A 14,276-nucleotide genomic window follows, 5' to 3' on the forward strand; every position below is an offset into this window, starting at 1 on the left:
CATACCTCATCATAAATTAGAATCAACTACCGCATATCTTCCAGTGTATAAAACATACCCTGAAACGTAATGCAAAACAGGATCTACGTATTGGTAGTAAGTCGTGCTGCCATCAAAGTTTTTTAGTGACAGTGAACTACTTTTTGCTCTATTGCTGTAATAATTCATCGCTATATTTACAGCCTGTCTAAAGTTAGTCATATGTGTCACAAGGCTACTGCTTATCTCATCATAATTTATCTGATATACATCAGATACAATCCCACTGGATTTTCCAAGGCTTTTGTTTAAATCATCTATCACTTTGCCATCCAGCAATTTGACAGTAATCCTGTCTATGTCGGATGTAAGGTTTAAAGCCTGAGGTGAAAAGTTTATGCTGAAATTTGGAGTCCTTACAACGATGCTGCCACTTTTGCCGCTAAAACTTTTTGGGACATTCACAATCCAAGTATCTGTATTTTTGTATTTATATCCCGTCAAATCTACAGTGTATGTGCTGGAACTTGCAGCATCATTTCCAAGCACAATGTAGACTACACTGCCTGACGCGTTTATAGATGTATTGCCTATGACATCCGGCACACCAGTATCGTACTTTGAGTTAGTTGAAGAATCAGTGTATGCAGATGCATAAGCAAAGCCGCTGTTGCCTTTATCGTTGATAGGCCTTAACTCAAAATTGTAAAGAGTGTTAGGGCTTAAACCATCGACGTAATACTCCAGCTTGTCTGTTGATGCGATAAATGAATAATTTGTGTCAGTGCTTCTTTTACCGTATATTTCATATAAATTTGCGCCATTTACAGCATTCCAGTACAAATGTATCGCGTGATCATTTCCGTAAATCGTCTGGGCGTAAAATCCGGATGGATTGTCTGGCGCTGTCTGAACATACGTAAATCCCCCTGACAGCACAGCATCTGCGTAATCCGGATTCAATATCCTTACATCTACCTTTCCAGCAGTATGCTGTGGCGTGACTACAGTTATAGTGGTGTAATTATTGACAACCACTGACTGCGCCAATGCATCTCCAAAGTAAACGAGAAGTCCTGTTTTAAAATTGTCACCGACAATCGTTACGGTATCTCCTCCTCTTGTAGATCCTGTATTAGGAGTTATAGATGTTATAACAGGGTTTGCACCTGTCTTCACATAAGTAAATGCACCTTGCATTGTGGTACTTGCTCCGTCATCTACGTTGTACACCGTGACATCTATCGGCACATTAAGTAGACTCGGATCGCCTGCCGGCGTCTTGACAACTATTTCTGTACTACTGTTTGATACGACAGTAGCTTTATTGCCTTCAAAGTACACCGACACATTGCTTCTAAAGTCGCTGCCAGTTATTGTGACAGTTGTACCACCTGCAATACTTCCTTTAGATGGGTCTACTTTAGTTATGGCAGGATTTGAAACAGGTGAAACATACTCAATATTTGCTGTAGCCGTACCACCATCCGGATTTACAATCTTTAATGTCTTTATACCTATATCGCTCATCGCTGGTGCTACAAATTTTATTTCACTGCCGCTTACTACAGTAACATTTGTCACTTCTACATCATCAATGTAAACTTTCGAGCCAGGTCTTACAAGAGTGTTGCCATCATATATAGGTACAGCAAAATTAGAGCCTACGACAATAACGTGCGTCGTACCATTTACGTTGACTTTTGGAGGTACAATACCGTTTATTGTAGGTTTAGATTGAACGTATGTAAAACCATTGTCAAGATATCCTATGCCTGTGTCGTAGTTTACGACAGATACCCTTACAGGTCCCGGCACATTTGGAGGCGTCACAACCTTCAACGTGCCATAGTCTACGTATATTACCTTTGTGGCTTTCACATTGCCAAAGTACACGTCAGGCCCTATAGGGTTCCCATCGCTGTCTTTTAGGATATTGCCATTTTGATCTTTTGCTATCCTAAAATCTTGACCTGTTATAGTGACGGTGTCGCCGCCATACGTAGAACCTGTATTGGGATCTATCTTCGTTATGACAGGCAAGCTATTTGGAACGACGTAAGTAAATCCAGCCTCACCACTGTGAAGACCATAAGTATAGTTACCACCATCGTAGTTTATGACTGTGACGTAAGTCATTCCCGGATTCCCTGGAGGCGTCATAGCCTGTATGGTGGTGCCGTCAGAACTTACAGTAATGTTCGTGGCAAGTTTTCCACCGATGTAGACTTGTGCTCCACGCCTAAAATCGCTTCCCGTTATTGTTATTGCAGTGCCGCCGTTTACAGTACCTTGATCTGGCGTTATGGACGTTATGACGGGACTTGATTCAGGAACAAGGTAGTGGAACTTCTGCGGCGATTTTGCTGTAGCCGTATCAGGGTTTACTACGGTTATGTCGTACAGTCCTGTGTACTGCAGATCTGGCACAACTGCGGTTATGGTATTCTGATCTATTACGTACACATCATCCATAACTGTATTGCCTATATAAACTGTTGCGCCATCGCTGTCGCCTATTTTTCTTGAAAAATCACTGCCAAAGATGTACACAAGTGTCCCTTTACCACCGTAATTGGGAGATACACTGGTTATCTTTGGGTTCGTTTCAATAAGCAAGTATTCAAATCCATTCTGCAATGATGCCGTACCACCATCCGATGGATTTATCACCTGCACTATCTTTTGCCCCAATGTGCCTGCAGGTGTCACAGCATTTATTACAGTATTTCCCGATGTGACGCTTGTAACATTAGCCTGTACGCCATCGATGGTGACAATGCTTCCCGTTTCAAAATTGCTGCCTGTAATAGTAATCTGTGTACCGCCTTTTGTGGGACCTTTATTAGGATTGACAGAAGTAATCGTTGGGGTCTTCTGAGTATCTTTTATTTCAAAGCCGTTTTTAAGGGTAACCGTGCCGCCTGCTGTGCCATTTTCCCCATCGTAGTTGGTAACCGTCACATCCTGCCATCCTATCGGATAAGGACTTGTCGTGACAGGCACTATCGCCTTTATCTGTGTCCCTATGTTTAACTTCTTGCCATCTATGATGTTGCCGCTATTGTCCGTAACACTTATCACTTGCAAATTTATGTTTCCTATCGTCACCGTAGGGTACACTGGAACGTATACGCCATTTTGCACAGTTTGCCCCACGTAGAAGTCTGTCCCTGTTAGTGTTATTAAATTTCCTCCATACTTAGAGCCAAAATTTGTAAACACATTTGTGATAGTAGGTGCGGTATAGTAATAATAGCCATTTGTCATCGTCGTAAACCCGCGATTTTGATCCGCATCTTTATTTACGACTTTCACATCTACATAGCCAAGAGCGCTGCTTTTTGGCGTTACAACAGTTACTATCGACCTATTGCTGGAATCAATAGTCAAATCTTTTACAGTAGCCAAGACGCCACCAAAGTACACGCTGACACCTGGCCTTATGTCAAATCCTTGTATTGTGACAGTATCGCCGCCTGCTCTACTGCCGCTATTTGGGGATATGCTTAATATTTGAGGATTTGAAGGAAGCGGATTGTACGTAAACTTCTTAGCCGGTGAGCTTTGCTCGGAGTACTGCATAACGACATTTCCATTAGAATCCATAATCGTGGTTTCAACTGTCACTACTACATCAACAGACATAGGCTGTCCTGGCGGGTTTAAAGTAATACTTGGAGATAATACTTTCAAAATCTCCTGTCCACCAGATGGAGCAGAAACGCCTTCTATCACAGCTTTATTGCCACCAAATGTCACATAAAGCTTCCTTACCCTTGTGCCTACTACATTTTGCCCTGTCACAGGATCTGTGTAGGTGTAGCTGCTGTTAGTGTATGTTATCTCCGTATTATCTGGATTTGCGGTGTATGTGGACGGATCGTCGCTTCTCTGGAAGTTGTATCCCCAGATAGTCACATCTGTACTGCCATTTTCATATCCGCTGTATGGATTCATGTCTATTGCCACAAGGCTGTCTTGAACAGCAAGGTAGAAGTACCCGTTTTGCTCTGTCACAGTGTATCCTGTAATAGGGTCTACTATGTCTACATTCACAGGCCCTGACTTTGAGTAAGGTGGAGTTGTAACCTGTATTGCGTCCATGTTGTTTGTAAGGCCAGGCAAACTTACCATTTGAACGTTTTGCCCTTGAACACCACCAAACTTGACAATAAGGTCCTGCCTTAAGTTTTGACCGACTATGATGACCTTCGTGCCGCCGGATACTGTGCCAGCATTTGGAGTTATGCTGTCAATAGTTATGATAGAAGGCGTAGGAATTATTTGGAGTGCGTTTACCAATGTGACTGTCGCACCATTTGATGCAATGATGTCGATGTTTTGATATGGCAATGTGGTATCCTTTGGAGCAGGCACTACTACGCTCATCTCGGTATCGCTTACCACCGTAACATTGCCGCTATTTACAAGGTTTTCTCCAACGTAAACCCTCATGCCACTTCCCAATGTGGAAAAGCCATGGCCGTATATCGTTATAGTATCGCCTACAATGGCTGTATACTTTGATAAACTTGTTATGTCTTGATTGACTGCAGATAGATTTGTACTGTATGTATTTGATTGACCGCCGTATACATTTGTAACGTTAATGTTATATGTTGTGTAAGGATCGATCCTTATGCTGGAAGGTATATCTGAAATCAAGACAGAGCCACTTTGGGACACCACATTTGACGTCTCACCGTTTATATTGCCTACAGCTATATCGCTTAAATTGCTGCCTTCCATTCTTATGTACGACTGTGGCTGCGATATACCTGTCACATTGCCACTGGAGTCCCTCGTCACAGTCTTATAGTTATCCAATGCTGCACTTTGTATATTAGGATTGTCGATGTATGTGAATCCGTTAGGTATTGCTGCACTTTGCCCATCGCTTCTATGGGCGATAATCATGTAAGGCTTATTCAATAAAAGGCCTGCAGTACTCATTGTAGGAACCTTTGCGTATATCTTGCTTTCATTTACACTAAGTATGGTAAGCTTCGTGTTGTCCGAAATAGAATCGATGTAAACCGCATCAATTTGAGATGTCATGTTTCCTGAGCTGTCAAATGTCATAAAAGCACTGCCATCTATCTCTATGGCTGTTGATACATCATAAGGACCTTTGGCAGGGGATGCCATAGTGCCATTATACCGCAATGACTCTACAGAAGTTATATTAGGTGGATTTGAAGCATAAGCTTTCGACATATTTCCTGGGAAAAATGAAAACAAAATGACAAATATCAACAATAGCGACACAAATCTCTTCATCACACACGCCCTCATTTCATCAGATACTTTATGTAAATAAATCTATTACAAATGAAAAACTATATAATCCAATATTTATATCGGCACTTTTCTTTGAAATTTTATAGTTGAAAGCATAAAAAAAACGCTGCAATAAATGCAGCACACCATATTGGGTTGGGGGTGCAGAATATAAATTTAATTATGGGGAAAAGGGGAATCATTCTTACATGTCATATTATATTACAACAATTTGTCGAAATAAATAGGTCTTAAGACCCAATTAATCCAAAATTTAATCAATTATTTGTAGTTTTTTTCTTCAAATCGGCTTATTTTCAGCATTCTGTAAAAGCGGATAAAAAAATATTTTTCGACAAAATATATTAACATACAACAAAATAACAAAGGAGGCAGTGAAATGTCAATATTAGAAATAAACTTTGTCCCTGTAGGAACAGGAAGCGCTTCTTACTCAAGTTTTGTCCAAGAGGCTGTAGAACTTTTAAACACGAGAGGCCTTAAATACACCGTTACACCTACATCGACAGTAATCGAAGGAAATACAAAAGAACTTATGAAAGTAGCAGAGGAAATTCACAACATACCATTTAAAGATGGGGCAATGAGGGTTGTGACAAACATCATGATTGACGAAAGGCGAGATAAACCGGATAACATGGAAAAGAGAGTAAGTGAAGTAATCAGTTGATAGAATAAGCGCAGAAGCGCTTATTCTATCTTTGTTATGGCTTTTGTCAACTCATTTATAGAATTGGTCAAATTATCTATCTTGCCTTCTATTCTAACTAATAGGTAAATGCTTACTACTATTGGAAACCCAAGATTGGCGATACCTGCAAAGATCTCATTCATGATAACCCTCCTTTACATATTTACAATTTTACAATGCCATACTTGCATAAAAGCCATGGAATTGTTCAATAAATATTAAAAGCGGGGTTGCCCCCGCCGTATTATTTGACTGCAAATTCTTTTTCGGTTGTAGATACAAGGCTGGCGCTAACTGCTTCTACCAGTTCACCGCCATTTGTGTCAAATATGTTTTTTGAGATTATAGTATCCATAGCTGCTTTAACTTGCCCATCGGTAAGCGTTTCAAGTGCGTTATCCACATTTATTCTGAAATTGCTGCCAAGCTTATTTTTGAAGTTCATCTGAAGCTGTACCGCCACACTAAAACCTCCTTTCCTCAATAATCAGTTTAAATTATTACTCTTGCGCCAGGTCTACTTGGTTTATGCGTGTCACAGATTTCACAGGATATGTTTGAAGGCCACTTAAAACTGATGCCACATCCATCACATCCTGATCAAGGGCAGAACTTTTAATGTTGTTGTAAGTCCTGCTTCTTATGACATCGACGCCTCTCTCGTCTTTTCCAGTGATGTATGATATGGAAAGCCTTGAGGCCTGTGGTGTAGATATAACTGCCATTTTAACACCTCCTTTTAGTTTTTACACTTATAATATAGAAAAAGCGAAAAAATCTTACCCATAAAAAAACAGGAAATTATCATAAAGATAAGTTCCTGTTTTTAATGTATTTACTTTGCCAGCTCGTATATGGCACGGGCGTATATCTTAGCGTTTAAGACGAGATCGTCTATCTCAATGTACTCATTTGCCTGATGGTCAAGGTCTGGTTTGCCTGGGAAAATCGGTCCAAATGCCACCATATTTTTCATCTCTTTAGCGTAGGTTCCACCGCCAATCGACAATGGCTCATCTTTTCTTCCTGTCACATCCTCATAGACTTTCATAAGGGTCTTTATGAGGAAATGATCTTTAGGGAAATAAAGCGGCGGCTGATGCATCATGTTTTCTACTCTCATGCCGTGTTCACTTATCTTCGCATTAAATGGATTCATCAAGTCTTCGTACTTATATGTCACAGGATACCTTATATTTAAACCTATTGAGCCTTTCTCCTCGTCAAAATTGATAGTGCCTACGTTAAACGAAAGCTCACCTGTATCATCCTTTAGGTAAACTCCAAATGTCTTGCCATCTGTCTCAAGTCCGACGTTTTTAGCGAAAAAGTCTATGAAATCTTTCACATCGTCTTCAGCTTGATATATGACATTTAAAAACATCAAAAGCTGCATTATCGCATTCTTCCCAAGGTGCGGAAGACTGCCATGAGCTGATACGCCGCGGGATTTTACTATAAGCATGTCACCTTCTACTTCGCTGTCTAAATCAAATCCTGAAACATCCTTAAACCTCTTAGCTTCATCATGAATAGCTTTTCTCTTGTCTTCATATTTTACATAAATACCGCATTCACAGTAGTCTGGCACCATATTAGGTCTATTGCCGCCTTTTATATACTTAATAACCATATCTTGAGACTTCTTTTTAAAATCCTTTACTACTTCAAACATGGTGATGCCTTTTTCTGCGTATATGACTGGATAATTGGCATCTGGCGTAAAGCCGATTGACGGTGATTCATCATGTTTAAGGTAGTGCTCTATCTCTTTAGAGCCTGTCTCCTCATTCGTGCCAAAAAGTATCCTTACTCTCTTGTTTAATTTAAGCCCAGAATCTTTTATGGCTTTTAATGCGTAAAGAGCAGCCATTATAGGTCCTTTATCGTCTGTTGCCCCCCTGCCGTATATTTTGCCATCATGGATTTCGCCGCCATAAGGTGGATAATCCCAGCCGTCCCCTTCAGGCACTACATCCAGATGCCCTAAGACGCCTACCATCTCATCGCCTTCACCGTATTCTGCATACCCTACATATCCGTCTACATTTTTCGTCTTGAAGCCCAGGCTTTTAGCTATGTCTAAAGCTAATTCCAATGCCTTTGCAACTCCTTCGCCATAAGGCATCCCCGGCTTCACGTCCCCCTCAGTGCTTTTTATCTTGATGATTTCTTGCGTCGACTTGACTAAGTCGTCTTTTAAAGCATCTACATACTGATCTAATACCATAAAAAGCCCTCCTATTTATTTACTTTAATTACATTATAGTCCCTTTTTAAAAAGAAATAAAGCAATACGAGTTAAACTCGCATTGCCTCAAAAGTCATTCGTCATCCCTTAAAGCTCTTAAATATTTATTTGCATACCTTCTGTAAAGAAGGAGAGCTGTCGCTGAGAAAAATACAGGCCCAATTATCATCCATATAGTGGACGTATAGTCACCTGATGTCATAGGCTCTATAATGGTGAAGAAATTAGCAAAACCTACCGTAGCCGCACTTAATATAGTGACAGTCATCACCATTCCTTTGCTTTTAAACACTTGATATCCTTTCTTTATGCTGCTTTTGCCTTTAAAATAAGGATATGCGATGATTAGGAACATATAAGGCAGCGTCATAGCAACATTAGCCATCAAAACAAGCCTTGTGAAGAATACCTTCGCAATATCTCCACCAAATGACACCAAAAATATCATAGCCACCACGATGCCACACTGAACCCATATAGCTACCTTTGGTATTCCATCCTCAACGTAACCTATGTTGGATGGCCACAGCTCTTTTGGAGTACCTTCTACAAGCTGTTTAAGTGGCGCATAAGCAAGTGTGAAAAACGCTCCTGTAAGCGCTAAAAACATGGATATGCCTACGATCCTGGCAACCCAATTTCCCAATGAAATAGATGCTGCTTGTCCCATGCCTAAACTTGTCCCTAACTGATAGCCAAGATTGTTCATTATCACGTACGCAACATTGGCTAAGTTTATCTTGTCAGAAGACAAAACGTCTTTCCAATTTGTAAAAATGCCGATTAAGAAAATGCCTAATGAATAACCTACAGCTATTATTGAAGCGGCTATCATCATACCTCTCGGGAATGTCTTTTCAGCATTTTCCGTCTGATCTACAACACCACCCACCACTTCTGTGCCGCCGTAAGCGAAAATCGCGAACACCACGAACGACAAGACAGAAAGCGGTGTTGCATAAGAAGGATTTGGCGATGTCACAAACGAACTAATTCCCGTAATCGGCTCTTTAAACTTTCCACCTGTAGCAATAAACACTATCAAAGAACCAAGTAGAAGAACAACGTTTAGCAAAAGCACAGCCGTACCACCTACAGATGCAACTTTTGAAACGCCGCTTAACCCTTTGCTGGCTACAAAAGTTATGACGATGATAAGGATAATTCCCAACATTCCCAGCGTCTGTGTAGAATTAAGCCCTAAAAAGTGAAGCTCAGATGTCTTATCGCTCCCAAATATGGCATTTGAAAGCGGAATCCAAATCGTAGAGCATATGTTTACAAGCCATACAACATACGATGCGTACCACATAAAAGTGCCTGTAAACGCAAAAAGTGGCCCTACGGATTTCTCCATCCATGTATAAATACCACCGCTTTCTTCTTTGAAAGCAGCGCCATACTCAGCCATCATAAATGCAAATGGGATGAAAAATGTAATGCCTGATAAAATATACCAAGGAATAGCGCCGTATCCCATAAGGTAAAACGATCTGGGCATGTTTGTAAAACCAAAGACAGATGTAAATATCATTAAAATCAATGATAATTGGGATAACTTCTTTCTAGCATTTTCTTTTGTTGTCATCTGATTCCTCCTTTTGTTTAATTATTAAATTATTTTAATACATTTATTATAATTTAAACTTGCGATTTTTGCAATATTTAAGCATTTTCCAGCATTTCTCATATTTCTTTCTCTAAATATGAGATGATTAAATCAAAATACTTTTTTCTTTCTCTTTTATTGTTGACATCTGAAAGCCCAATATTCTCTAAAAACAAAATATCATCGCCTGTTCTCACCTTGTAGTGTAGACATGATTTATAAAGGATTTCTTTTAAACTTTTTGTAAGTTTCAAAGAAGAAAAAATCTTTTCCATCAGCTCAAGTTCTTCTTTTTTGAAAAAACTGCCGTCAACTTTTGCAAACTCCTCAGCGCTTTTTATAAAAGCATCAATCTTCTCCACATTGTTTTGAATAAGCTTCAAAACATCATCTTTAGAAACCGTATCAATACCAACTCTATCTGAAACCACCTTAATCAAAAAAATCCTGTGCTGCTCTACATACTTTGATGCAGAAACATAAAAACCGCTGGACTCCATATCGCACAGTTCTTCCTCTAAAAGCTCTTGACTTGAAAGAGGCTTATCAAAGGTCTCTATAGAGCATTCTTTAAGATCGTGATTCAAAAGGATGTCTGGATAATAGTCTCTCCCTGTTGAAGCATCTTTTATCTTATTGATAAGATAAGGTGTCCCAATTTGAAATCCATCTTTCGCACCACAAATGCCCACATTCACCACAATATCACCATCATCAGGCGGTATCTTAGCTAAAAGGTGTGATGTTGCTGCAGCACAATTAACCTTGCCAACGCCTGTTATTATCAATCTCATATTATCGCTTTTAAAAACTTGATAATATCTTTCGTCCACGTCCTTCTTCAAATTGTAATAATCTATAATAGGCTTTGCCTCCACATACATAGATGCAGATATGTAAACCATGATTTCTAAGCTCCTTTTCTAACTTTTCAAAATGCCTATAATATTATAATTCTTTTGCTGTGACTTAACAAATAAATTCTGATTTTATGCGGGAGGTGCATTCCCGTCTTTTTCATTTATTCAAAAATACTACAACAAAAAAGTGTACATAAGTACACCTTTCAATCGACTCTGTATATGATTGCCCCAAGACTTCTAAGCTTATCCTCGATGTTTACATAACCTCTGTCTATATGGTACACATCGTTTATAATGGTCTTTCCATCTGCTATAAGTCCTGCTAATATGAGTGCAGCTCCAGCTCTTAAATCTGTTGCCTTCACTTCTGCACCTGATAAATGATCGATGCCTGTTACGACTGCGGTTCTTCCTTCGATCTTTATATCCGCGCCCATCCTTTTTAATTCATCTACATGCATAAATCTGTTTTCAAACACTGTCTCTATGATTACACTGGTACCTTTTGCTCCAGCCATCATTGCCATCATCTGAGCCTGCATGTCTGTGGGAAAGCCCGGATACGGCAGTGTCTTTATGTCAACTGCTTTATAGCTTTCACAACCTCTTACCCTGACGCCTGTGCCTTCCTCATACACTTCGATGCCACACTCAGTCAACTTGGCAATTATAGGCTTGACGTGATCGACTATGACATTTTCGATAAGTACATCACCGCCAGTCATGGCAGATGCAACCATGTACGTGCCAGCTTCAATCCTATCTGGTATGACAGTATGCTCTGTAGCTTTAAGCTCTTTCACGCCTTCTATCCTTATGGTGTCTGTGCCAGCACCTTTTATGTTAGCTCCCATCTTATTGAGAAAATTGGCAAGATCCACTACTTCCGGTTCTTCGGCTGCATTTTCAATGGTAGTAAGCCCATCTGCAAATACAGCAGCCATCATGATATTTTCCGTAGCGCCGACGCTTGGAAAGTCCAGATAAACCTTTTTGCCTACAAGCTTTTTAGCTTTTGCTTCCACATACCCATGACCTATGTCTATCTCTGCACCCAGCGTCTGAAATCCCTTTAAGTGTAAGTCTATAGGTCTTGTCCCTATGGCACAGCCACCCGGCAGCGATATCTTTGCATGACCCAATCTTGCCAGAATAGGCCCCATCACAAGGAAAGATGCTCTCATCTTTTTAACCAGTTCATACGGTGCCTCCACATCTTTTATGTCCACATTTATCTTAAGCTTTCCATCCTGAAATGTACATTTGGCACCTAAAAACTTTATAAGCTCTATCATCACATTCACATCTTTAAGCTCTGGCACGTCATCTATAATTACTTCTCCTTCTGAAAGCAAAGATGCTGCGATGATAGGCAAAACAGAATTTTTCGCTCCACTTACCTTTACAGTGCCCTTTAGCGCAGGGCTACTTTCAACGATAATCTTCGTGTATACCACCCTCTATTGTTAATATTCCATTGCTATGACAGGTGTTGCCAGCCAAATATATGTTTTGTCATCGTAACTGCTATACCTTACTGCAACGTTCAAATTTATTTTTTCACTGCCCATCTCAATATATTCCTTAATTTTATTTGTGTGAGCAGAAATACTGACTAAATTTTCATCATTTAATCCTTCTATTTTCGAAGCATCCGTATCCTTCATCACTTCTTCTAATATACTACTTATTTTGTCCTTATTCAACTTTCCATCGTATGTACCGACTAAGCACGTAGCAATCTCTGGAGTAAGACTTAAACTTGAATACGCCTTTTTGATTTTTTCATTCTCATTGACAACATCCTTGTTTCCATTAAGCAAGTATTCGTCTATTAAAATGTACGTTTCATTTGCCCCACTGTTTTTGACGCTTTGTACGACAATCGAAATTTTTTTGTCTTTAGCGTCGTATTCCGCATCGTACTGTCTGAAATTGGACTGATCAAGTTTCGAAACTTTAACCATTTTATCGTCAATTTGCAACGATTTTATAACATTTTCTACAGTTTTATTCATTTGGCTCAAAGGCGTAAAATCGGAACTCAACTTAGCCCACCCGTTGATATTTGCGTACTGGTACGATGCTCCGCTTTTTGCAAAAGCTTCTTCTATAACTGAAACATCATTGCCTTTTGCAGAAAACGCATCCATCTGAGAGTTCAACATAAAAAACACCACTATTACTGTAACAGCAATCAATGATAACTTATTAAACATATTCATTCCTCCAAAATCGAAATAAAAGTGGGCGGTATCATACGGTAAATTCACAAGGGGGATAATAAATTCACCATACGTTCCGCCCAACCTAATATAATTATTGACAATTTTAATGTATTTATACATAAAAACATCTATCAATTTAAAGATGGATGTTTAAACTCCTTAAAGCACTTTATAATTTTTAAAGGCAGCTTCATAAGCTGCCTCTAAATTCATCTACTTTTTCATCTGTCATGCCAAATGCGTATTTTATGGCTTGCACAATGCGCCTTGATGCATTGCCATCCCCATATGGATTTACTGCATTTGCCATCTTGTCGTATTCATTTTTGTCTGTAAGCAGAAGTTTTGCTTCACTGTACACTCTTTCAAAATCCGTCCCTATTATCTTTACAGTACCTGCTTTAACCGCTTCAGGCCTTTCTGTAACATCCCGTAAAACCAAGACAGGTTTCCCCAATGATGGCACTTCTTCCTGAAGTCCTCCTGAGTCTGTCATAACCATGTAACACCTTTTTAGAAGGTTGTGCATCTCGTCTGTATCGATTGGATTAAGCAACAAAACATTGTCAAGGTTGTCAAGGATGCTAAGTACCGTATCCCTTACGACGGGATTTTTGTGAACTGGGTATATGATGTACGTATCCTTAAAGTCAATGGCTATTTTTCTCAATGCATTACATATATTTTCTAATGGCAAACCCCAATTTTCTCTGCGATGTGCCGTAACAACGATGACTTTCTTGTTTCTGTAGTCAACCTCATTTAACCTGTCATCCCGAAAGATGTAATTTTCCTTTACAGTGTATTTCATGGCATCTATGACGGTATTGCCTGTAACAAATATGCTGCTTTCATCTACGCCTTCTTTTAAGAGATTCTCTTTTGCAGTCTGTGTCGGTGCAAAGTGCAAATCTGACAATACTCCTGTAAGCTTTCTATTCATCTCCTCAGGATACGGAAACCACTTATCGAAAGACCTTAACCCTGCCTCCACATGGCCTATCTTTATCTTTTTGTAAAAAGCCGACAAAGCAGCAACAAAAGTCGTAGTGGTATCGCCGTGAACCAAAATCAAATCAGGTTTTTCCTGCCCTAAGACATCGTCAAGCCCTCTTAAGACAGATGATGTTATGTCAGATAATGATTGGCTTTCTTTCATAACGTCAAGGTCATACTTAGGAATGACATTAAAAAGCCTCAGCACCTGATCAAGCATGTCCCGGTGCTGAGCTGTAACGCACACGACTGTCTCTATTCCATCGGCACACTGAAGCTCTTTTACAAGCGGTGCCATCTTAATAGCCTCAGGCCTTGTGCCGAAAATAGGCATTACTTTTAGCATGTCTTCAGC

At 39.7% G+C, this 14,276-nt stretch carries 11 protein-coding genes; 1 reads left to right on the plus strand and 10 read right to left on the minus strand.

Annotated elements, in window-relative coordinates; genetic code table 11:
* Nucleotides 1-9: 9 nt before the first annotated feature.
* Nucleotides 10-5,262: an IPT/TIG domain-containing protein gene (locus tag BVF91_RS09115; protein ID WP_085113101.1), complete on the minus strand. Its 5,253-nt coding sequence runs from the start codon at nt 5,260-5,262 to the stop codon at nt 10-12.
* A gap of 400 nt (nt 5,263-5,662) precedes the next feature.
* On the opposite strand from BVF91_RS09115, the gene BVF91_RS09120 reads away from it, so the two are divergent.
* Nucleotides 5,663-5,953: an MTH1187 family thiamine-binding protein gene (locus BVF91_RS09120; protein ID WP_045413201.1), complete on the plus strand. Its 291-nt coding sequence runs from the start codon at nt 5,663-5,665 to the stop codon at nt 5,951-5,953.
* Between the two features lie 20 nt (nt 5,954-5,973).
* Here the strand turns inward: BVF91_RS09120 and BVF91_RS09125 are convergent, their stop codons facing one another.
* From BVF91_RS09125 to wecB, 9 genes are all read right to left on the minus strand, one after another.
* Nucleotides 5,974-6,117: a YvrJ family protein gene (locus BVF91_RS09125; RefSeq protein WP_014757257.1), complete on the minus strand. Its 144-nt coding sequence runs from the start codon at nt 6,115-6,117 to the stop codon at nt 5,974-5,976.
* A 101-nt stretch (nt 6,118-6,218) separates the two neighbouring features.
* Nucleotides 6,219-6,437 carry a DUF2922 domain-containing protein gene (locus tag BVF91_RS09130; protein ID WP_045413198.1) on the minus strand — a complete coding sequence of 73 codons (219 nt, stop codon included), beginning with the start codon at nt 6,435-6,437 and terminating at the stop codon, nt 6,219-6,221.
* 37 nt (nt 6,438-6,474) lie between these two features.
* Nucleotides 6,475-6,699: a DUF1659 domain-containing protein gene (locus tag BVF91_RS09135; protein WP_085113102.1), complete on the minus strand. Its 225-nt coding sequence runs from the start codon at nt 6,697-6,699 to the stop codon at nt 6,475-6,477.
* A gap of 110 nt (nt 6,700-6,809) precedes the next feature.
* Nucleotides 6,810-8,204 carry a dipeptidase PepV gene (pepV, locus tag BVF91_RS09140; protein ID WP_085113103.1) on the minus strand — a complete coding sequence of 465 codons (1,395 nt, stop codon included), beginning with the start codon at nt 8,202-8,204 and terminating at the stop codon, nt 6,810-6,812.
* Between the two features lie 94 nt (nt 8,205-8,298).
* Nucleotides 8,299-9,813 carry a glutamate/gamma-aminobutyrate family transporter YjeM gene (yjeM, locus tag BVF91_RS09145; protein ID WP_085113104.1) on the minus strand — a complete coding sequence of 505 codons (1,515 nt, stop codon included), beginning with the start codon at nt 9,811-9,813 and terminating at the stop codon, nt 8,299-8,301.
* A gap of 98 nt (nt 9,814-9,911) precedes the next feature.
* Complete coding sequence (locus BVF91_RS09150) at nt 9,912-10,739, minus strand: 5'-methylthioadenosine/S-adenosylhomocysteine nucleosidase family protein (protein WP_085113105.1); 828 nt, start codon at nt 10,737-10,739, stop codon at nt 9,912-9,914.
* Nucleotides 10,740-10,900: 161 nt separating this feature from the next.
* Nucleotides 10,901-12,154 carry a UDP-N-acetylglucosamine 1-carboxyvinyltransferase gene (gene murA, locus BVF91_RS09155; protein WP_085113106.1) on the minus strand — a complete coding sequence of 418 codons (1,254 nt, stop codon included), beginning with the start codon at nt 12,152-12,154 and terminating at the stop codon, nt 10,901-10,903.
* A gap of 9 nt (nt 12,155-12,163) precedes the next feature.
* Nucleotides 12,164-12,916: a YwmB family TATA-box binding protein gene (locus BVF91_RS09160; protein ID WP_085113107.1), complete on the minus strand. Its 753-nt coding sequence runs from the start codon at nt 12,914-12,916 to the stop codon at nt 12,164-12,166.
* 199 nt (nt 12,917-13,115) lie between these two features.
* Nucleotides 13,116-14,267: a non-hydrolyzing UDP-N-acetylglucosamine 2-epimerase gene (wecB, locus tag BVF91_RS09165; protein ID WP_085113108.1), complete on the minus strand. Its 1,152-nt coding sequence runs from the start codon at nt 14,265-14,267 to the stop codon at nt 13,116-13,118.
* Nucleotides 14,268-14,276 lie beyond the last annotated feature (9 nt).

The sequence above is a fragment of the Thermoanaerobacterium sp. PSU-2 genome (assembly GCF_002102475.1).
Lineage (GTDB): Bacteria > Bacillota > Thermoanaerobacteria > Thermoanaerobacterales > Thermoanaerobacteraceae > Thermoanaerobacterium.

Bases quoted from the DNA above. Each gene is read 5' to 3' on its own strand.
- BVF91_RS09115 (WP_085113101.1), bottom strand. From the start codon at position 5,262: ATGAAGAGATTTGTGTCGCTATTGTTGATATTTGTCATTTTGTTTTCA.
- BVF91_RS09120 (WP_045413201.1), top strand. From the start codon at position 5,663: ATGTCAATATTAGAAATAAACTTTGTCCCTGTAGGAACAGGAAGCGCT.
- BVF91_RS09125 (WP_014757257.1), bottom strand. From the start codon at position 6,117: ATGAATGAGATCTTTGCAGGTATCGCCAATCTTGGGTTTCCAATAGTA.
- BVF91_RS09135 (WP_085113102.1), bottom strand. From the start codon at position 6,699: ATGGCAGTTATATCTACACCACAGGCCTCAAGGCTTTCCATATCATAC.
- pepV (WP_085113103.1), bottom strand. From the start codon at position 8,204: ATGGTATTAGATCAGTATGTAGATGCTTTAAAAGACGACTTAGTCAAG.
- yjeM (WP_085113104.1), bottom strand. From the start codon at position 9,813: ATGACAACAAAAGAAAATGCTAGAAAGAAGTTATCCCAATTATCATTG.
- BVF91_RS09150 (WP_085113105.1), bottom strand. From the start codon at position 10,739: ATGGTTTACATATCTGCATCTATGTATGTGGAGGCAAAGCCTATTATA.
- BVF91_RS09160 (WP_085113107.1), bottom strand. From the start codon at position 12,916: ATGTTTAATAAGTTATCATTGATTGCTGTTACAGTAATAGTGGTGTTT.
- wecB (WP_085113108.1), bottom strand. From the start codon at position 14,267: ATGCTAAAAGTAATGCCTATTTTCGGCACAAGGCCTGAGGCTATTAAG.